The sequence below is a fragment of the Lysobacterales bacterium genome, assembly GCA_014946745.1.
Classification (GTDB): Bacteria; Pseudomonadota; Gammaproteobacteria; order Xanthomonadales; family Xanthomonadaceae; genus Aquimonas.
Genome location: JADCRD010000001.1, coordinates 1,149,602 through 1,168,939 on the forward strand (window position 1 = coordinate 1,149,602; position 19,338 = coordinate 1,168,939).

A 19,338-nucleotide genomic window follows, 5' to 3' on the forward strand; every position below is an offset into this window, starting at 1 on the left:
GCCCGCTATACTAGCGCGCTTGCCCATGCCGCCCCGGTGAACCATGACGGCCAACGCCGCGAATCTGCTCACATTCCAGGAACTGATCCTGCGCCTCAACGCCTATTGGGCCCAGCAGGGCTGCGTGCTGATCCAGCCGCTGGATCTTGAAGTGGGCGCCGGCACCTTTCATCCGGCCACCTTCCTGCGTGCGCTCGGCCCCGAGCCCTGGAACGCGGCCTATGTGCAGCCCTCGCGCCGCCCCACCGATGGCCGCTACGGCGAGAACCCGAACCGCCTGCAGCATTACTACCAGTACCAGGTGGTGATGAAGCCCAACCCCGACAACATCGTCGAGCTCTACTTCGACTCGCTGAAGGCACTCGGCGTCGACCCGCTGGTGCACGACCTGCGTCTGGTCGAGGACAACTGGGAATCGCCCACCCTGGGCGCCTGGGGCCTGGGCTGGGAGGTCTGGCTGAACGGCATGGAAGTCACCCAGTTCACCTACTTCCAGCAGGCCGGCGGCCTCGAGTGCCGCCCCGTGACCGGCGAGATCACCTACGGGCTTGAGCGCCTGTGCATGTACCTGCAGAACTGCGACAACGTCTACGACCTGATCTGGACCTATGGGCCCGACGGCACGCCGGTGACCTATGGCGACGTTTTCCTGCAGAACGAGCGCGAGCAGAGCGCGTACAACTTCGAGCACGCCAACGTCGAGGAACTCTTCCACCGCTTCGACGCCTGCGAGGCCGAGGCGCTGAAGCTGGTCGAGCTGGGCCTGCCGCTGCCCGCCTATGACCAGGTCTGCAAGGCCAGCCACAGCTTCAACCTGCTGGACGCCCGCCGCGCGATCAGCGTCACCGAGCGCCAGCGCTACATCCTGCGCGTGCGCAATCTGTCCAAGGCGGTGGCCGAGAGCTACCACGCCCAGCGCGAGAAGCTGGGCTTCCCGGTGCTGAAGGATGCAGCCGAGCGCGCGAAGCTCGGGCTCGCGCCCCTGAACACCGACGGCAAGGAGGCCGCGTGATGAGCACTGCATCGCTGTTGATCGAACTCGGCACCGAAGAGCTGCCGGTCAAGGCCCTGCCCGAACTCGCCGCGGCCTTTGCCGACGGCGTGGTCGCAGGCCTCGCCAAGCGCGGCGTGACCCATGGCGCAGCGCGCCGCCTGTACAGCGCGCGTCGCCTCGCGGTGCTGATCGAAGACGTCGCCAGCGAGCAGCCCGAGCAGCGCTCGGAAGTGCTCGGCCCCTACCTCAACATCGGCCTCGATGCCGAAGGCAACCCCACGCCGGCGCTGAAGGGCTTCGCGCAGAAGAACGGCGTCGAATGGAGTGCGCTGGAACGCACCACCGACAGCAAGGGCGAGCGCTTCGTCGCCCGCTCGGTCAAGCCGGGCGCGCGCACGGCCGACCTGTTGAACGATGTGCTGGCCGAAACGCTGAAGGCGATGCCGATCCCCAAGCCGATGCGCTGGGGTGCACACGAGTACGGCTTCGCGCGGCCGGCGCACTGGCTGATCGTGCTGCTCGGCGGCGACATCGTCGAAGCCTCGACGCTGGGGCTCACCTCCGACCGCATGAGCCGCGGCCACCGCTTCCACCACGCCAAGCCGGTCTGGATCGCCAAGCCCGAGGACTACATCGACAGCCTGCGCGCGGCCAAGGTGCTGGTCGATGCCGACGAGCGCCGCGCGCGCATCCGCGCGCTGGTGAACGAGGCGGCACAGGCCGTCGGTGGCGTGGCGCGCATCGACGCCGGCATCCTCGAAGAGGTGCAGTGCCTGAACGAGTGGCCGCAGCCGATCACCTGCAGCTTCGAGCGCGAGTTCCTGCGCGTGCCGCAGGAGGCGCTGATCGCCACCATGGAAGCCAACCAGAAGTTCTTCCCGGTGCTGGACGCCGAAGACCGGCTCACCGAGCACTTCATCGGCATCGCCAATATCGAATCGAAAGATCCGCGCGAGGTCCGCAAGGGCTACGAGCGCGTGATCCGCCCGCGGTTTGCGGATGCCAAGTTCTTCTTCGACGAGGATCTGAAGCAGGGCCTGGCCTCGATGAACGAGGGCCTTCGATCCGTGACCTACCAGCAGAAGCTGGGCAGCTATGCCGACAAGGTCGCGCGCATCGCCGCACTCGCACGCTCGCTGGCCCCGGCCTTCGGCGTCGACGCCGAGCTGGCCGCGCGCGCCGCCGGCTACTGCAAAGCGGATCTGCAGTCACGCATGGTCGGCGAGTTCCCCGAGCTGCAGGGCATCGCAGGCCGCTACTACGCGGCCGCTGCCGGTGAGCCTGTGGAACTGGCGGCCGCGCTGGACGAGGTCTACATGCCGCGCTTCGCCGGCGACGCGATCGCGCAGTCGAAGCTGGGCCAGCTGCTGGCCGTGGCCGAGCGGCTGGACACGCTGGCGGGTGGGTTTGCGGCCGGGCTGAAGCCGACCGGCAACAAGGATCCGTTTGCGCTGCGACGCAATGCGCTGGGCTTGGCGCGGACGTTGATTGAGGGTGGAGTGAACCTCAATGTGGACGACGCGATCGAAGCCAGTCTGGCCGAGGTCGGAGAGCACATCGCTCTGCAGCTGCGCCGCGCCGCGGCTTTGAAGGCGCTGCCAGAGGGTGCGCCGTCGTCCGAGCGCGAGGCCGCGCTGGCTGCGGCGGGCGCGGATTCCGCCGTGTCGCGCGTTATGCCCAAAGCGGACGACATTGCCGAACTCCGCGACTTCATCTTCGACCGCCTCCGCGGCTACTACGCCGACCAGGGCGTGCCGGCCCAGCAGTTCGAAGCCGTGCTGGAGTTGAAGCCCGCCTCGCTGACCGATTTCGACGCGCGGCTCAAGGCCATCGCCGAATTCGCCAAGCTGCCCGAAGCCGCCGCGCTGGCTGCGGCCAACAAGCGCATCCGCAACATTCTGCGCAAGAGCGAGGACGCGTTGCCCGAACAGATCAACCCGGACCTGTTCGAAGGCGATGCCGAAAGCGGCCTGCACGGCGCCATCGAAGCCGCCATCGCCGCCACCGACCCGCTGCTGGCGAACCGCGACTACGTCGGCGTGCTGATGCGCCTCGCCCAGCTGCGGCCTACGGTCGACGGCTTCTTCGAGGCGGTGATGGTGATGGCCGACGACCCCAAGGTCCGCGGCAACCGCCTCGCCCTGCTCAAGCGCCTCTCCGACCGCTTCCTCGCCGTCGCCGACGTCTCCCAGTTGGCGGCGGGGTAGTGCGCGACCCCATAGGGTGGGTCTCGACCCACCGGAGCTCGACGCTCGCCTCAGTCAAGGCGCTGGGCGCTCTTGAGCCCTTCGCCTCCCGGGAGCGGCTCGAAGGCGCACATTGGCTGCCGGTTGCAGCCGATGTCCCCGGGGGCCCAAGCGAAGCCCGTTTCAAGCCCCTCTCCCCTCGGGAGAGGGGTTGGGGTGAGGGCCGGGCGAAGCGCAGGCTCCGAGCTTTGCCAAGCAATGCGACTCGGTTCTCGCCTCAGCTTTTGCGGGCAGGAGCCCGCGCCTTCCCCGGGGCCCCTGGGGAGCGGCAGGAGGCGGTCGATCCGCCCGAAGGGTTGGCCGCAGGGATGCGGCCAAGGTTTTCGACAGGCCATGGATGGCCTGTCCGAAAACCCCGATCGCCTCACGCGAACCCGGAGCGCTGGGATGCGCGTAGGGCGCGGACGAGGGGTGGCCTTCTCTTTGGTTACTTTCTCTTGGCCACTCAAGAGAAAGTGCCTCGGGCAGCCCGCAGGGCTGACCGAAAGCTCTTGCTCTTGGCTTTGAGCGATAGGCTATCGAAATGCCCAGCAGCCAAAGAGCCGAGTAGGCATTCTTGGCAACACTCGGAGCGTGCGCTTCGCCCGGCCCTCACCCCAACCCCTCTCCCATTGGGAGAGGGGCTAGAAGCGCCACCCGACGCGCGTGCCCGGCGCAAAGCCCCATGACCGACCGCCTCCACGACACCCTCAAATCGGTCTTCGGCCACAGTCAGTTCCGTGGCCCGCAGCAGGCCATCGTCGAGCATCTGGTCGCCGGCAACGACTGTCTGGTGCTGATGCCCACCGGCGGCGGAAAGTCGCTGTGCTATCAGCTGCCGGCGCTGTTGCGTGATGGAGTCGGCGTGGTGATCTCGCCGCTGATCGCGCTGATGCAGGATCAGGTCGAAGCTCTGCGCCAGCTTGGCGTGCGCGCGGCCTTTCTGAATTCCAGCCTGGACTCCGAAACCGCCGCCGGCGTCGAGATGGACCTGCTGAACGGCGATCTCGATCTGCTCTACGTCGCCCCCGAGCGCCTGCTCACGGGGCGCTTCTTGAGTTTGCTGTCGCGCGTCAAGGTCGGCCTGTTCGCCATCGACGAGGCGCACTGCGTCTCGCAGTGGGGCCACGATTTCCGCCCCGAGTACCGCGAGCTCAACCTGCTGCACGAGCGCTGGCCGGACGTGCCGCGGATCGCGCTGACCGCGACCGCCGACCCGCCGACCCAGCGCGAGATTGTCGAGCGCCTCGGGCTGACGGAAGCGAAGCAGTTCGTCACCAGCTTCGACCGCGCCAACATCCGCTATCGCATCGCCTACAAGCAGAACGCCAAGCGTCAGCTCAGCGATTTCCTCGATCGCCATCGCGGCGAGACCGGCATCGTCTACGCGATGACCCGCAAGCGCGTAGAGGAAACCGCCGAGGCCCTGCAGCAGCTCGGTCATTCGGCCTTGCCCTATCACGCGGGCATCGACGCATCGATTCGTGCGACGAACCTGCGCCGCTTCCTGCGCGAGGACGGCATCGTGATGGTGGCGACGATCGCCTTCGGCATGGGCATCGACAAACCCGACGTGCGCTTCGTCGCGCACATCGATCTGCCGCGCTCGATGGAGGGCTACTACCAGGAAACCGGTCGCGCCGGCCGCGACGGTGCGCCGGCCGAGGCCTGGCTGCTCTATGGCCTGGGTGACGTGGTCAACCAAGCGCAGATGATCGAGCGCTCGGAGTCGTCGGATGAGCGCAAGCGCGTGGAGCGCCGCAAGCTCGATCAGCTGCTGGGCTTCTGCGAATCGGTGCGCTGCCGGCGGCAGGTGCTGCTGGAGGGCTTCGGCGAGGTCTATCCAAAGCCCTGCGGCAACTGCGACAACTGCCTGGAGCCGGCCGACACCTGGGACGGCACGGTGGCGGTGCAGAAGGCGCTGTCCTGCATCTACCGCACTGGCCAGCGCTTCGGCGTGGTGCATCTGATCGACGTGCTGCGCGGCGCCGACCACGAGCGCATCCGCCAGCATGGCCACGACAAACTCACGGTCTACGGCCTGGGACGCGAGCTGGACGAGTCGACCTGGCGCAGCGTCTATCGGCAGATCCTCGCCGGTGGGCTCGCGGTGATCGATATCGATGGCTATGGCGCCCTGCGCCTGACCGAAGCGAGCCGCGCTGTGCTCAGAGGCGAGCAGCCGGTGCGTCTGCGTCGCGACCCTGAAGTCATCAAGGGCAAGCGCGGGCCGAAGCCGGGTACCGCGCGGCGCAGCGCGGTGGAGTTCGCCGACCCCGACACCGAGGCGCGCTTCCTGGCGCTGCGTGAGCTGCGCTCGCGGCTGGCGCGCGAGCAGAACGTGCCGGCCTATGTGATCTTCCACGACAGCACGCTGGCGGCGATTGCCGAGGCCGATCCGCAGGACCTCGACGAACTCGGCGAGATTGCCGGCCTGGGCGCGCGCAAGCTGGAGCGCTACGGCGAGGCGGTGCTCGACGCGTTGGGGGAGCTGTAGGCGGGCACCTTGTCGCGAGATCGATCCCCCTCTCCCCAACCCCTCTCCCTCCAGGGGAGAGGGGCTTTAGGCTGATGCGGCGGATGCCGACGCCGACGCCGACGCCGACGCCGAGCCTCAGTCTGTCAAGACTTGCGACAGTTCCCATCCCCGATCCCGATCCCGATCCCGATCCCGATCCCGAATCCCGAATCCCGAATCCCGAATCCCGAATCCCGAATCCCGAATCCCGAATCCCGAATCCCGAATCCCGAATCCCCAATCCCCAATCCCCAATCCCCAATCCCATCCCAATCCCCAATCCCCAATCCCCGCTCCAAATGCCCACACTCCACTTTCGATTCGCCGACGAGTCCGACGCCTCCGCCATCGCCGATCTGGTCGAGAGCGGCTATCGCGGCGAGCGTAGTCGCGCCGGCTGGACCACCGAGGCCGACCTGCTGGACGGCCAGCGCATCGATGTCGCGGGCGTGCTGGCGGTGATCCGCGATCCGGCCAGCCGCGTGCTGCTGGCCGAGCGCGACTCGGAGGTCGGCGCAGAGCTGGTCGGCTGTGCGCAGCTCGAACGCAAGCCGGGCTACGTCTACTTCGGCATGTTCTCGGTGCGGCCGGGCCTGCAGAACGGCGGCCTCGGCCGAGCGGTGCTGGCCGAGGCCGAGCGCATCGCGCGCGAGGCCTGGGCACTGCGCGAGGTGCGGATGAGCGTGATCACACAGCGCGGCGAGCTGATCGCGTGGTACGAGCGCCGCGGCTACACGCGCACCGGTGAGTACCTGCCGTTTCCCTACGGCGACGAGCGCTTCGGCAAGCCGAGGCGCGAGGATCTTCGCTTCGAGGTGCTGCGCAAGCGATTGGTCCCGTCGATGGCGTCGGACGCGCCGTGAACAGGGAGTGGCGCCTGCGCGCCGGCTGAGGACGGGCGAAGGCTGAGGACAGGCGAAGGCCGCCGGATCATCCGCGCTGTTCCTCGCTGCGGGGCTGCAGAGGCAAGGCGAGGCGCGTTCGACTATTCCCAGAGTTTGATCTGGCCGGTCAGCAGGCCCTGGTAGCGCTCGGCGGACAGCGCTTCGGCAATGCCTTCGCCGGCGGTGCTGCTGTCGTGCTCGGGGCGATCGGCGATGGGGCGGCCCATGCGATCCAGCAGCAGGCGCACCCGCGGCTTGCCGGGCACCTCGCCGCGGCGATAGACGAGACCGATTTCGCCCTTCTCCAGCCGCACCAGGGCCCCGGGCGGAAACACCCCGATCTCGCGGATCATGCTGGCGGCGAGGCCCTCGTCCACCAGTTTGCCGCGCTCGAGAAAAATGGCGCGCATCGCTTCGGTGGCCGAGACCGCACCGCGGTAAGCGCGCGGGCGGATCAGGGCGCAGTAGATGTCGACCAGGGCGATGATGCGAGCGCCGCGGCTGATGGCGTCCCCCTGCAGGCCCAGCGGGTAGCCAGACCCGTCCATGCGCTCGTGATGCTGGGCGACCGCATCGATCCAGATGGGGTCGTCCACGCCCAGCGCGCGCAGGCTCTGCACGGCGCAGACCGGGTGATCCTGGATGGCCCGGCGCTGTTCATCCGTCAGTTCGGCGCGCTGCTCGTTGAAGACATCGGCGAGCCTGGAGAGCGTGCAGTCGAAGGTAAGGGCCGCGCCGATCAATGAGTTGCGCTCGGCCTCAGCGAGATCCAGCTTGCGCGCCAGCAGGTCGGTGAGGATGGCCGCATGCACCGGCCGCGAGGCCGGGCCGTCCTCGCGGCTGCTGAGCTGCATCACGGCCAGCGCGCAGTCGGGGTCCTGGCCGACGTAGCGCACCAGGCGCGTGCCCAGTTCGTTGAGTTGATCGCCCAAAGCGGGGCCCAGCTCTTCGTCCGGCCGCCCGAGGCTGCGGACGATGCTCGCCAGCTCTTCGCGGACCCGCGCCAGACCCGCCACCGGCTTCTCGGGCCAGGGCGTGGGCGCGCTGCTCTTGCGGATGGCGACCGGCGTGGATTCGATCGGGCGGGCGGCGGCGGCGCCGGCGGCCCGAGTCAATCCCGAGTCATCCATCACGTAGCCGCGAGCGATCAGGGCCGAGCGCGAAGTCTCGGAGCCCACCACGTGGCCCGCTTCCAGCAGCAGCTTGCCGCCGCGGTCGTACACGCGAGCCTGCAGAACCTGACCGACGCTGATCTCGTACTCGCTGAGCGGCCGCATTGGATCTCCGAAGCCGAAGTGTCCCGATCGCAGAAGCAAGTTCTGGGCCGCGAGCCGTGCTAGCGCCCTCCGTTCGTCGCCGGCAGCGCCCTCTCAGCCCGCGCCGAGATCGGGACCTGTGGCGTGCAGAGGCGTTCGCCTGCGACCGGCGATCCACTCTACCCTGATGCTCCGCGATCGCCCCGGAGGCCGACATGAAGAACCCTGGCAGGGTCCTGAGCACCGCCCTGCGCGCGCGAATGTTCCAGCAGCTGGCGACCCTGGAACGCGCCGGCGTGGCGCCGCTGCAGGCCTTCGAATCGCTGGATCTGGGCGCTGGCGCCGCCGCGCGCCTGCACAGCGCACGGGGTTTCCTGAAGCAGGGGCAGAGCCTTTCGAAGGCCGGCCGGCTGGCGGGTTTGTTCACGCCCATGGAGGCCGCCGTGGTGGCGGCGACCAGCGCAGGCGGCAGCCCGGCGCGGGCCTTTCAGCGCCTCGGCGAGCAGGCGGGGCTGCACGCGCAGCAGGCCAAGACCCTGCGGGCACGGCTGCTGTTGCCTGGCTTCGTGGCCTTGGCGGCGCTGCTGATCCTGCCGCTGCCGTCGGTGGTGGCCGGCAGCGTGAGCGTGGCGGCCTACCTGCTGCGGGTGATCCTGAGCCTTGCGGGGGCTGCTGCGGTGTTCGCGCTGGGGCGCGAGCTGCTTCGACGGCAGGCGGTCGCCGAAGATTGGAGCGGACGTGAGGCGGCCGAGTCGGTCGCACTGGGCGTTCCGGTGATGGGACCGCTGCTGGCCCGCGTGCAGGTGCAGCGCTTCATCGAGCACCTCGCGCTTCTGCTCGACTGCGGCCTGCCGGCGGTGGACGCCGTGCAGCACGCCGCCTCGACCCTGCGCGTGCAGCGCATCCGCAGCGATTTCGAGGCCTCGCTGCCGGCACTGCAGAGCGGGCAGAGCCTGCAGGCCGTGGCGGGCGGCTGGCGCTTCGCGGTCGACCCGCTGCTGCCCGGACTGATCGCCAGCGGCGAGGGCAGCGGACGCTTGCCTGAGCTGCTTGATCGCTACGCCCAGGCCGAAGCGATCGCACTGGAGTCACGCATCGACATGCTGGCGACCTGGCTGCCGCGCGCGGTCTACGTGCTGTTGGCGATCGTCCTGGCCTGGCAGCTGATCGGCGGCTTTGCGGCGCTTCTGCGCCGGGATCTGGGGTGACCGAAGCGAACTGATCAAGCCCATCCTGTTGGCGGCGGCCTCTGCACGCGATCTCAGTCGCCGATCCGGGCCAGCAGCATCGCGGCCAGCACCGCCAGCACGAGCAGCGGCACCAGCCAACGCACGGCCCACAGCCACAGCCTGTACGCGGCATCGCCCAGCTGGGGAAGCTCCTCGCGGCTGCTGCGTCCGGGCAGCACCCAGCCGGCGTAGACACAGATCAACAGGCCGCCGATCGGCAGCATCAAATCCGAAGCGACGAAGTTGATGACGCCCATCAGATCGAGCTCGCCCACACGGACGGCGCTCCACACGTTCATGCCCAGCAGGCTGACGAAGCCGAGCGCCCAGACCAGTACGCCCACCGCGATCGCCGCGCGGCGGCGACCGAGCCGGGTGCGCTCCACCAGAAAGGCCGTGGGCGATTCCAGCAGCGAGATCGATGAGGTCCAAGCAGCGAGCAGAAGCAGGACGAAGAAGGCGATGCCATACAGCGCGCCTCCCCACATGTCGGCAAAGGCCAGCGGCAGGGTGGTGAAAATCAGACCTGGGCCGCCGCCGGCGGGATCCAGCGCGAAGTTGAACAGCACCGGGAAAATGGCGAGCCCCGCCAGGATGGCCACGGCGGTGTCGGTGAGCGCGATCGAGACCGAGGCGCGCGGGATCGACACATCGCGAGGCAGGTAGGCGCCGTAGGCCATCATCCCGCAGACGCCGAGGCTCAGCGAGAAGAAGGCCTGGCCCAAGGCTGCCAGCAGGACCGAACCGTCGATCTTGGAAAAGTCGGGCGTGAACAGGAACGCCAGCGCGCGGCCGAAGTGCCCGGTGCTGATGCCATAGCCCACCAGGCCCAGCAGCAGCACGAACAGCGCGGGCATCATCCAGCGCACGGCGCGTTCGAGCCCTTTCTCCACGCCGAGCGCGACCACGGCGATGGTCAGCAGCATGAACACGCTGTGCCACAGCAGCAGGGTCAGGGGATCGGCGAGCAGCGCCTCGAAGCTCGCTTTGGGGTCGGTGATGCCGGCGCCGCCGAACAGCTGTCCGAGGTAGACCGACGCGTAGTGCAGCGTCCAACCTGCCACCACGCTGTAGAAGCTCAGCACCAGCAGGGCGGCGACCAGACCGAGCACGCCAATGCCGGCCCAGCCGCGCGCGTGGCCCTCGCGTGGAGCGAGCGTCAGCAGGCTGTTGATCGGGCTCATGCGGCCGCGTCTTCCGACTAGCACTTCCGCGATCAGCAGCGGCACGCCCATGGCGAAAATGCAGCCCAGGTAGAGCAGCACGAAGGCGCCGCCGCCGTTGTCCGACGCAAGGTAGGGAAACCGCCAGATGTTGCCGAGGCCCACAGCGGAACCGGAGGCAGCCAGCACGAAGGCCAGCCGTGAGGACCACATGCCGTGGATGGAGCGCGTTTCGCTCATGGGGAGATCAAGCCTTGGCAAGGCTGAGGCGGGTGATCTTGTAGCCGGCATAGGCCAGGATGGCCGCCAGCACCGGGCTGATCAGGTTGAAGAACACGTAGGGCAGGTAGTCCAAGGTGCTGACGCCGAGCGTGGCCGCCATGTAGGCGCCGCACGTGTTCCAGGGCACCAGCGGCGAGGTCAGCGTGCCGCCGTCTTCCAGCGCTCGCGAAAGGTTCTCGGGCGCGAGCCCGCGCTTTTCGTACTCGGGCTTGAACAGGCGACCCGGCAGCACGATCGCCATGTACTGGTCGGCAGCGATGAGGTTGCAGCCAAGCGCGGTCGCGATCGTCGCGGTGATCAGGCTGCCGGTACTGCGGGCCATCGAGAGGACGCCTCGCACCAGTCGCTCCAGCAGGCCGACCGCTTCCATCACCGCGCCGAAGGCCATGGCGCAGAGAATCAGCCACACCGTGTTGAGCATGCTCGACATGCCGCCGCGGCTGATCAGCTCGTTGACCGCTTCGTTGCCGGTGTCAGCGCTGTAGCCGGTGGCGAGTGCTTTCCAGACGCCGGACAGCAGGGCCCAGGGGCGAGCGAGCGTGTCCGAGCCCGCCAGCGCGACTACGCGGTCGGGCTGGAACAGCACGGCGAAGACCGCGCCCAGCAGGGCGCCGATCAGGATGGTCGGATACGCCGGGAAGCGCTTCACCGCCAGCGCAAACACCACCAGCAGCGGGATCAGCAGGTGCAGGCCCAGATTGAAGTGGCTGCCCATGAGGCCCGCGAGGTCGCCGAAGTCGGCGCCACCGGAACTCGCGCTGGCGCCGAAGCCGATCACGCTGAAACCGATCATGGCCAGTGCGAAGGCCGGGATCGTCGTCCACGCCATGTGCCGCACGTGAGCAAACAGCTCGCCGCCGGCCGCCGCGGGCGCCAGGTTGGTGGTGTCGGACAGCGGCGACAGCTTGTCACCGAAGTAGGAGCCCGAGATCACCGCGCCGGCGGTGATCGCCGGCGACATGTCGAGACCGGAGGCCACGCCCATAAGCGCCACGCCGAGCGTACCGGCCACGGTCCACGAGCTGCCGATGGCCATCGAGACCACAGCGCAGATCAGGCAGGCGGCCGGATAGAAGAAGCTCGGGTCCATCAGCTGCAGGCCGTAGACGATCAGTGCAGGCACCGTGCCCGAGAGGATCCAGGTGCCGATCAGCGCACCGACCGCGAGCAGTATCAGCAGCGCCGGTGTGGCCAGTGCGATGCCGCGGGTAATCGCCGCTTGGATGTCATCCCAACGGAGGCCGTTGTAGATGCCGATCAGGCCGGCGATCGCACCGGCCAGCAGCAGGGTGATCTGATTCGCGCCGTAGGAGGAATCCGCGCCGTAGAGAGAGACTCCGCTGGCAAGGCCCGCGATCAGAAAGACCAAGGGCAGCAGCGCCTGCAGCAGGCTCGGATCGCGCCGCGGCGCGCTGGCGGTGTCGGACATTCTCATCCCCGTTGTGGTGTTGAATCGGCGGCGTCGCGAAGCATCACGCTGCGGGCGCCCTCTGGGTTCGCATGAGTCTTGCTTCGCCCTATCGAACCCGCCAACCCCACCCCCGTGAGGCGGCGGAGTGTAGCAGCGGGGCGCTGGGCGGCCGGGATTCGGGATTGGGGATTGGGGATTCGGGATTCGGGATTCGCAAGAGCGCGTTGTCGCGACCTGTACAGCTTCGCGGGAACCCAAGTCGAAGCTTCGGATTGAGCCCCTCTCCCACTGGGAGAGGGGTTGGGGAGAGGGTCCGGTCGGAGCGTGGGACTCAACTGCGCAGGAGCGGCAACGTCGCCCTGCCCGCGAACATGCATGGTGAGGACACCCAGCCCTCTCCCCAACCCCTCTCCCAGTGGGAGAGGGGCTCAACAGCAGGTCGCTCGGGTCCGGTCCTTCCGCGAAGTTTTGCGCTTTAGCGGTCTTTCGAACCTTGCAGCCCCAATCTCCAATCCCCAATCCCCAATCCCCAATCCCCAATCCCCAATCCCCAATCCCTAAGGAACCTCTGAACTAAGCCGCCACGCCGCTATCGATCGATTCGAAGCTGTTTTGGATCCCGCGTCGCTGCCTTGATCGTTTGAAGCTGATCGGGTTGCACCCGTCGAACCCCCGATTTCTTGCGACTCGGGGCGAAATCCCCGAGCCGCAGGCGGACTCATCCTGCCGCCGCCAATCGGCGGCGCGCCAGACTCAGGTTCGCCAGCGCAAACAGCACCTGCAGCTGGGTAGCGTTCTTGGCCAGGCCACGGTACCGCACCTTGGTGAATCCGAACTGGCACTTCACCACCCGGAACGGGTGTTCGACGCGCGCCCGCATCTGCGCCTTCAGCTTTTCAAGCTTCTGCGTCGCATCCTTGAGCGCGCCCTCGACCATGCGCTTGAGCGTGCCGCGCTTGGCGGCGACGTGCAGCATGGCCTTGCCCTCCACGTACTTCTCGGCGCCGGTGTAACCGGCGTCGGCATGCACGGTTTTCTCCTCGCCCGTCAGCAGCGCTCCGATCTGGGTGACGTCTGCAGTGTTGGCGGGCGTTGCCACCACCACCCGCACCAGGCCGGACTCGGAGTCCACGCCGATGTGGGCCTTCATGCCGAAGAACCACTGCTTGCCCTTCTTCGTCTGGTGCATCTCCGGATCACGCGTGCCGCTGCTGTTCTTGGTCGAACTCGGCGCGTGGATGATCGTGGCGTCCACGAGCGTGCCGGCGCGCATCTGCATGCCGCGCGCGGCCAGATGCGCGTTCACCGTCTGCAGGATCTTCGGCGCCAGCGCATGCTTCTCAAGAAAGCGCCGGAACTTCAGGATGGTGGTCTCGTCCGGGATCGGATCGACGTTGAGTTGGAGTCCGGCAAAGCGCCTCATCGACTCGATCTCGTACAGCGCATCCTCCATCGCGGGATCGCTCAGCGCGTACCACTGCTGCAGGAAGTGAATTCGCAGCATGGCCTCCGGCGACATCGGCGGCCGGCCTGCCTTGCCACTCTTCGGGTAGTGTTCGGCGATCAGCGCCAGCAGCGGCTGCCACGGCACCACCTGCTCCATCTCGGACAGGAATCGCTCACGCCGCGTCTGCTTCTTCTTCGCGGTGTAGGCAAGGGAGTCAAAGGTCGTCTGCTTCATCGGACGAACAATCTGTGGCGATGCGGAATGGTAGCTGGCTACGGCGGTAAATCAGAGCTTCCCTAATCCCGCTTCTCCTCCCCCCGATACCTCTCAAACCACCCCAGCGTATTCAACACCTGCGCCAGCATCTGGCTGGGCCGCGCGTTGATGCCGTGGCCTGCACCCGGAATGCGCAGCATGGCCGCCGGCACGCCGCGCAGCTTGAGCGCCTGGTAGTACTGTTCGGTCTCGGAGATCGGCGTGCGGTAGTCGTCCTCGCCGGTGACCAGCATCGTTGGCGTCTTGACGTTGCCGACCAGCGACAGCGGCGAGCGCTTCCAGTAGTGCATCGGGTCTTCCCACGGCATCGACGGGAACCAGTACTGCGAGAACAGCGGATAGAAGTCCGCGGTGAGCACGAAGCTCGCCCAGTTGATCACCGGCTTGGCGACCACCGCGGCGCGGAAGCGGTCGGTCTTGCCGATGATCCAGGCGGTGAGCACGCCGCCACCCGAGCCGCCGGTGACGTAGAGCTGATTCGGATCGACGTAGCCGCGGGCGATCACGGCGTCCACCGCGCTGATCAGATCGTCGTAGTCCTGGCTCGGGTAGTTGTGGTGGATGTGGTCGGCGAACGCTTGGCCGTAGCTCGTGCTGCCGCGCGGGTTGGAGTACAGCACCACGTAACCGGCGCTGGCATAGAGCTGGATCTCCGGCGCGAAGCGCGGCCCGTAGTTGGCGTAGGGGCCGCCGTGGATCTCCAGCAGCAGCGGGTACTTCTTCGAGGGGTCGAAGCCCGGCGGCAGAGCGACCCAGCTCTGGATGTCGAGGCCGTCGTGGCTGGATTTCGTCCAGATCTCCTCGATCTGCGCCAGCTCGCGCTGCGGCAGCAGGTCGGCGTTGAGTTCTGTCAGGGTGCGCGCGCGACTGCGCTCGATCAGGCCGACCTCGGCGGGCGCGAGCGCCGTGCCCAGCGTGTAGGCGATGCGCTCACCGGCCGCCGAGAAACTGCCGCCCGGATAGGGTCGGCCCATGGCCGTGCCGCCAAGGTCGCGCGCCAGCACTTCCATGCGCTCGCTGCGCGGGTCGATGCGGGCGATGTAGGTTTCGCCCTGGCGGTCGTAGCTGAAGACGATGCGGTCACGGCCATCCCAACTCGGGTCGCTGATTGCGTGGTCGAGATCGGCCGCCAGTCGACGACTCTCGCCGCTGCTGAGCTCCAGCAGGTAGAGCCCCGTCTGCGTATAGCCGCGGCGCTTGTCGTCAAAGCCGACGTAGGCGATGTGGCGCCCGTCCGGCGACAGCGCCGGCTGCATGTCCGGGCCCTTGCGTGCGGTCAGCGCCGTGGCCGCGCCGGTGGCGAGATCGACGCGGTAGAGCTCGCTTTCCATCGGGTCGAGCGCTGCGTTTTCGGCGTAGTTGGCCGAGACCAGCAGCGTCTCGCCGTCAAGCCAGCGCGGCGTGCCGCGGTGGTTGACCTTGCCTTCCGTGACCTGGCGCGGCGTTCCGCCCTCGGCCGGCAGCACAAAGACGTGGGTGTAGGCCGGCTCGGTGTAGCCGCGACCGTCGGCGCGGTAGCCGATGTCCTCGATCAGCTTGGCGGCCGGCGCCCAGCTCGCGCCTTCGGGCTTGGGCGGCAGCTTGGCGAGCGGCTGGGTCGGCGCGGGCACCGCCATGGTGAAGGCCAGCCAGCGGCCGTCCGGTGACCATGACAGGCCCGAGGGCCCGCGCTCCAGCTGGCTGATCTCCGAAGTTGCGCCGGTGTCCATCCAGCGCACCCAGATCTGCGACTTGCCCTCGCGCGCGCTGACCCAGGCGATGCGATCACCGTTCGGCGACCAGATCGCCGCACCGTCACCGCTGCGGCCGGTGGTGAGAGGGCGGTGGGTGTTGCGCTCCAGATCGAGCAGCCAGAGGTGGCTGCGGCGGCGGTCGTTCTGCTTGTCGAAGTGATTGCGCAGGTAGACCACCTGGCGCGCATCCGGCGACAGCTCGGGCTCGCTGGCCCATTCGAGGTCGAACACATCCGGCGGCAGGAAGGGCGGACGCTCCTTGGCGCAGGCGGGCAGGGCGAGCGCAAGCCCGACGACGCCGCCGACGATCGCGGCGGCGCTGCGGGCGAGCAGGACGACCAGCGGATGGCTGGGCGCGGGCGTGCAGGGCAAGGGGGCGTTGGACATCACAGACTCCGCTACGGCAGCGCTTAGCGTAGGCAGCCGCGCCCCGCGCCGAACGTGCGGATAGTCCTGTCGGCCGGCGCCGGGGCTTCCGCTATTCTCCGGCCGCACGCGGATTGGCAGGCCCGCGGCCACGTGGCCAGTCGCGTTCCGCTTTAGCCGGCGGCACCCCGGCAACGCGCGTGCAGTGATTCCACTGTCCTCATCGCGGAGCAGCATCATGCAGCAGGCCCATGGCATCCACACGCTGGACACCGGTTTCCACCGCCCGAACTTCGATGCGGCGTATCTGCTCGTCGAGAAGGGGCGCGGCGCGTTCGTGGACTGCGGCCTCAATGCTTCGGTGCCGGCGCTGTTGAAGGGCGTGGCCGCCGCCGGGCTCACGCCCGCGGATGTCGACTGGTTGATCCTCACCCACGTGCACCTCGACCACGCCGGCGGCGCCGGCGCGCTGATGCAGGCCCTGCCCAAGGCCAGACTGGTGGTGCATCCGCGCGGCGCCCGCCACATGATCGACCCCAGCCAGCTGATCGCCGGCGCCAGTGCGGTCTATGGCGAAGAAGAAGTGGCCCGCACCTACGGGCGAATCCTCCCGGTCGATGCCACGCGTGTGGTGGAAGCGGAGGACGGCCACCGCATCGATCTTGCCGGCCGCGAGCTGCTGTGTCTGGATGCGCCCGGCCATGCGCGCCACCACATCGTGATCTGGGACGCGAGGAGCCGCAGCTTCTTCACCGGCGACACCTTCGGCCTCAGCTACCGCGAGCTGGACAGCGCGGCCGGGGCCTTCATCCTCCCTACTACTACCCCGGTGCAGTTCGAGCCGGAGGCGCTGAAAGCCTCGATCGCGCGCATGCTCGACTTCGATCCCGCGGGCATGTACCTCACCCACTACGGTCGGGTCGCGCCGCCGGCCGCGCTGGCGCAGGCCTTGTTCGAGCAGATCGATGCGATGGTGGCGATCGCGCGGGCGCATGCCCGACTGGCGGGCGAGGCGCGGCACGCAGCGATGTGCGCCGATCTGGCTGAGCTCTATGCGGCCCGCGCCGCCGCCCACGGCTGTCGACAAAGCCGTGCCGAGGTCATCGATCTGCTCGGCATGGACATCGAGCTGAACGCCCAGGGCCTGGGCGTCTGGATGGATCGCGAGGCGCGCGCATGAGCGGCGTGCTGTATCTGGCTTCGAAGTCACCGCGCCGGCGCGAGCTGCTGGGCCAACTCGGCATCGCCCACGTGGTGCTGGAGATCGAGATTCCGGAAGAAAGGGCACCCGGCGAGCCGGCGCTCGACTACGTGCAGCGCGTTGCCCGCGAGAAAGCCGAAGCCGGCTGGAACCGAGTGGGTCACCAGGCCTTCGCGCGCGTGCTCGCGGCCGATACCGAGGTGATTCTCGACGATGAGGTGTTCGGCAAGCCGCGCGATGCGCTCGACGCCGCCGCCATGCTGCGTCGCCTGTCCGGCCGCCGGCACCAGGCCGTGTCCGCGATCTGCCTCGCCGATGCGCAGGGCAGCCGCGAGGCCCTGTGCATCACCGAAGTCGAGTTCGACACGCTCGACGAGGCGCGAATCGCCGCCTACATCGACAGCGGCGAATGCTTCGGCAAGGCCGGCGCCTACGCCATCCAGGGCCGCGCCGCAGCCTTCATCCGCCGCATCGACGGCAGCTACAGCGGGGTGATGGGGCTGCCGCTGTACGAGTTGGCCAGGATGGTTTGAGAGCGGGGATTGGGGATTGGGGATTGGGGATTCGAAGCTCGCACGAGCCAAGGGCAACGTGATCAACGAGTTCGCGCCGCTCCGGCTGGGCGCCGGACAGCCCCAGACCTCAGGCTCCGCGTCGCAGGCTTTGAATCCCCAATCCCCAATCCCCAATCCCCAATCCCTATTCCCGGCTCAAATCCACCCACACCAGCCGGTGATCGCTCGCCGTCACCCAGTCACTGCCCGGTGCGCCGCGCTTCGGCCAGAACACGCCCGCGTCCAGCACCTTGAAGCCTTTCGAGGGCAGCACGTAGTCAACGCGCATGGTCCCGCGTCTGGGGCTGAACTGCGCGGTCTCGGTGTTGGGGTCGCCCTGCTGGGCCAGCTCGGCGCCGTTGCCGGGTTGGAAGGTGAGCGAGGCCTCCAGGCTGCCCTCGCTGCGTGGCGCGGGCTCCGACTGAACGCGCGGGTGTTCGAGCAGGCCTTGGATGGCGCCCGGCAGGCTGTCGCCTTCGACCGGGTCCGCGTTGAGATCGCCTGCGATCACGAACTGTGCATCCGCCGCCAGCGGTCCGCGCCGGCCCTGGTCATCGACCATCCAGTCGGCGCCATCGAGGTAGTCGCGCCACAGCTTCAGCTCGTCGTGATTGCGCACCTTGTTGCGGCTTTCGGGGCCATCGAAGGCGGGCGGGGTGGGGTGGGCGGCGAGCAGGTGCAGGCGGCCCAGCGGCGTATCGATGGGCAGGTCCCAGTGCGACTTCGAGGACAGGCGCAATTGCGCCCAGATGTCGGCCGGATACCACGGTTCCTTGGCATCGGGCAACTGCGGCTGCAGAGCGCCCGGTAGATCCGCCCAGCGCAGCTTCTGGAAGGTGCGCGCTGCTTCCAGGTCGATCGGAAAGCGCGACAGCACGAGCATGCCGTACTGCCCCGGATGACGGCCGAAGCCCCAGGCATCGCCGGGGTCGCCAAGCTGGCCGTTCTGGTCGAGGTCAAGACCGCTCGGCTCGCCGGTGTTGACCGGCGCGTGGAATGCGTAGGGATAGTCCAGAGGTTCAAGCCCGAACTGACCGACAGCGAGGTAGCGCTCGCGGAACAGCCGCGCTGCCTCGCCCGCCTCGTCGCGGTCGAGTTCGTTGAGCAGCAGGATGTCCGGCCGCACCGACTGGATCACCGCGGCCAGCTGGCGCGCCTGTGCGTCCTCCCCGCGCAGGCGTTCAAGCACGGCGCCGGGCTGGTCCTCCGTGAGGGCGAGGTTGTAGGTGGCGACGCGAATCTTCACGGCAGGGCGCTCTTCGGCCGCGGGGGCCACGGCGGTGGCGGCGAGGCCGAGCAGCAGGGCGCCGGTTCTGAGCAGGGCGTGCATGCGGGTGTCCGCCGATGGAGGACGCGCAGGATAGCCGAGTCGCTTCCGCGTCGAAGCTGTCCTCACGGCCGCGTGCTAGCATTCGGCCGCCACGCGGGAGAGACCTGCCGGCCTTCGGGTCGGTCGGCGCCGAAGGAGCAACCGCCCCGGAAACTCTCAGGCAAAAGGACCGGGTGGCCCGGCTGACGCGTCTGCGACTGCAGGCACGCGCCGTGCGCAGCACGCATCTGGAGAGAGACCCGGCGCCTTCTGCATTGCGCCTCGGGTCCGCCGACGGGATAACGCTCTCAGGCGAACAGACAGATGGGGCGCCCACGCCGGACGGGTTGTCGTCCGGTTGCCGAGCGCCGCCCCGTGTCCAGAATCCGCACACCCATCACGCTCGATTGCTCGCGCCCAGCGCGCGGCGGCGTTTGCGTGTCCGTGTGCCTGCGACGCGCGACGCCGCTGATCGATTGCCCCTCGCCCC

General features: G+C 68.3%; 13 protein-coding genes and 2 riboswitches. Of the genes, 7 read left to right on the forward strand and 6 right to left on the reverse strand.

The genetic code is table 11. The annotated features are described in order from the left end of the window. Positions 1–43 precede the first annotated feature (43 nt). The 4 genes from glyQ (at position 44) to H4O13_04715 (ending at position 6,600) form a co-directional block, all read left to right on the forward strand. Positions 44–1,012, forward strand: a complete 969-nt coding sequence (gene glyQ / locus H4O13_04700; GenBank protein ID MBE5314685.1) for a glycine--tRNA ligase subunit alpha — start codon at positions 44–46, stop codon at positions 1,010–1,012. Continuing rightward, positions 1,012–3,201 (forward strand): glycine--tRNA ligase subunit beta, encoded by a 2,190-nt coding sequence (locus H4O13_04705; GenBank protein ID MBE5314686.1) that lies wholly within the window; start codon positions 1,012–1,014, stop codon positions 3,199–3,201. Before glyQ ends, H4O13_04705 begins: the two co-directional genes overlap by 1 nt. Positions 3,202–3,904: 703 nt before the next feature. Next, positions 3,905–5,716: a DNA helicase RecQ gene (gene recQ / locus H4O13_04710; protein MBE5314687.1), complete on the forward strand. Its 1,812-nt coding sequence runs from the start codon at positions 3,905–3,907 to the stop codon at positions 5,714–5,716. A 320-nt stretch (positions 5,717–6,036) separates the two neighbouring features. Further along, positions 6,037–6,600: a GNAT family N-acetyltransferase gene (locus H4O13_04715; GenBank protein MBE5314688.1), complete on the forward strand. Its 564-nt coding sequence runs from the start codon at positions 6,037–6,039 to the stop codon at positions 6,598–6,600. 122 nt (positions 6,601–6,722) lie between these two features. On the opposite strand, the gene H4O13_04720 is transcribed toward H4O13_04715, so the two are convergent. After that, positions 6,723–7,898 (reverse strand): hypothetical protein, encoded by a 1,176-nt coding sequence (locus tag H4O13_04720; protein ID MBE5314689.1) that lies wholly within the window; start codon positions 7,896–7,898, stop codon positions 6,723–6,725. A gap of 194 nt (positions 7,899–8,092) precedes the next feature. On the opposite strand from H4O13_04720, the gene H4O13_04725 reads away from it, so the two are divergent. Continuing rightward, positions 8,093–9,085, forward strand: a complete 993-nt coding sequence (locus H4O13_04725) for a type II secretion system F family protein (protein MBE5314690.1) — start codon at positions 8,093–8,095, stop codon at positions 9,083–9,085. Between the two features lie 53 nt (positions 9,086–9,138). Here H4O13_04725 and H4O13_04730 read toward each other — a convergent pair whose 3' ends face one another. The 4 genes from H4O13_04730 to H4O13_04745 all read right to left on the reverse strand — a co-directional run bounded on the left by H4O13_04730 (position 9,139) and on the right by H4O13_04745 (position 15,805). Beyond that, positions 9,139–10,509: a sodium-dependent transporter gene (locus H4O13_04730; GenBank protein ID MBE5314691.1), complete on the reverse strand. Its 1,371-nt coding sequence runs from the start codon at positions 10,507–10,509 to the stop codon at positions 9,139–9,141. A 7-nt stretch (positions 10,510–10,516) separates the two neighbouring features. After that, complete coding sequence (nhaC, locus tag H4O13_04735; protein MBE5314692.1) at positions 10,517–11,980, reverse strand: Na+/H+ antiporter NhaC; 1,464 nt, start codon at positions 11,978–11,980, stop codon at positions 10,517–10,519. A gap of 700 nt (positions 11,981–12,680) precedes the next feature. After that, positions 12,681–13,643 carry an IS5 family transposase gene (locus H4O13_04740; GenBank protein MBE5314693.1) on the reverse strand — a complete coding sequence of 321 codons (963 nt, stop codon included), beginning with the start codon at positions 13,641–13,643 and terminating at the stop codon, positions 12,681–12,683. A gap of 62 nt (positions 13,644–13,705) precedes the next feature. Next, positions 13,706–15,805 carry a S9 family peptidase gene (locus H4O13_04745; GenBank protein MBE5314694.1) on the reverse strand — a complete coding sequence of 700 codons (2,100 nt, stop codon included), beginning with the start codon at positions 15,803–15,805 and terminating at the stop codon, positions 13,706–13,708. A 112-nt stretch (positions 15,806–15,917) separates the two neighbouring features. Here H4O13_04745 and H4O13_04750 point away from each other — a divergent pair, with 112 nt between their 5' ends. Together H4O13_04750 and maf are read left to right on the forward strand one after the other, a co-directional pair. Next, a complete protein-coding gene (locus H4O13_04750; protein MBE5314695.1) occupies positions 15,918–16,964 on the forward strand; it encodes an MBL fold metallo-hydrolase in 1,047 nt (348 codons plus the stop codon). A 5-nt stretch (positions 16,965–16,969) separates the two neighbouring features. After that, a complete protein-coding gene (gene maf / locus H4O13_04755; GenBank protein MBE5314696.1) occupies positions 16,970–17,518 on the forward strand; it encodes a septum formation inhibitor Maf in 549 nt (182 codons plus the stop codon). Positions 17,519–17,684: 166 nt separating this feature from the next. Here maf and H4O13_04760 read toward each other — a convergent pair whose 3' ends face one another. Then, complete coding sequence (locus H4O13_04760) at positions 17,685–18,869, reverse strand: endonuclease/exonuclease/phosphatase family protein (protein ID MBE5314697.1); 1,185 nt, start codon at positions 18,867–18,869, stop codon at positions 17,685–17,687. An 84-nt stretch (positions 18,870–18,953) separates the two neighbouring features. Then, positions 18,954–19,051, forward strand: a riboswitch (glycine riboswitch). Between the two features lie 35 nt (positions 19,052–19,086). Further along, positions 19,087–19,182, forward strand: a riboswitch (glycine riboswitch). The last annotated feature ends 156 nt before the right edge of the window (positions 19,183–19,338 follow it).

Coding starts and splice junctions, on each gene's coding strand:
- glyQ (MBE5314685.1), top strand. CDS start 44: ATGACGGCCAACGCCGCGAATCTGCTCACATTCCAGGAACTGATCCTG.
- H4O13_04705 (MBE5314686.1), top strand. CDS start 1,012: ATGAGCACTGCATCGCTGTTGATCGAACTCGGCACCGAAGAGCTGCCG.
- recQ (MBE5314687.1), top strand. CDS start 3,905: ATGACCGACCGCCTCCACGACACCCTCAAATCGGTCTTCGGCCACAGT.
- H4O13_04715 (MBE5314688.1), top strand. CDS start 6,037: ATGCCCACACTCCACTTTCGATTCGCCGACGAGTCCGACGCCTCCGCC.
- H4O13_04720 (MBE5314689.1), bottom strand. CDS start 7,898: ATGCGGCCGCTCAGCGAGTACGAGATCAGCGTCGGTCAGGTTCTGCAG.
- H4O13_04725 (MBE5314690.1), top strand. CDS start 8,093: ATGAAGAACCCTGGCAGGGTCCTGAGCACCGCCCTGCGCGCGCGAATG.
- H4O13_04730 (MBE5314691.1), bottom strand. CDS start 10,509: ATGAGCGAAACGCGCTCCATCCACGGCATGTGGTCCTCACGGCTGGCC.
- nhaC (MBE5314692.1), bottom strand. CDS start 11,980: ATGTCCGACACCGCCAGCGCGCCGCGGCGCGATCCGAGCCTGCTGCAG.
- H4O13_04740 (MBE5314693.1), bottom strand. CDS start 13,643: ATGAAGCAGACGACCTTTGACTCCCTTGCCTACACCGCGAAGAAGAAG.
- H4O13_04745 (MBE5314694.1), bottom strand. CDS start 15,805: ATGTCCAACGCCCCCTTGCCCTGCACGCCCGCGCCCAGCCATCCGCTG.
- H4O13_04760 (MBE5314697.1), bottom strand. CDS start 18,869: ATGCACGCCCTGCTCAGAACCGGCGCCCTGCTGCTCGGCCTCGCCGCC.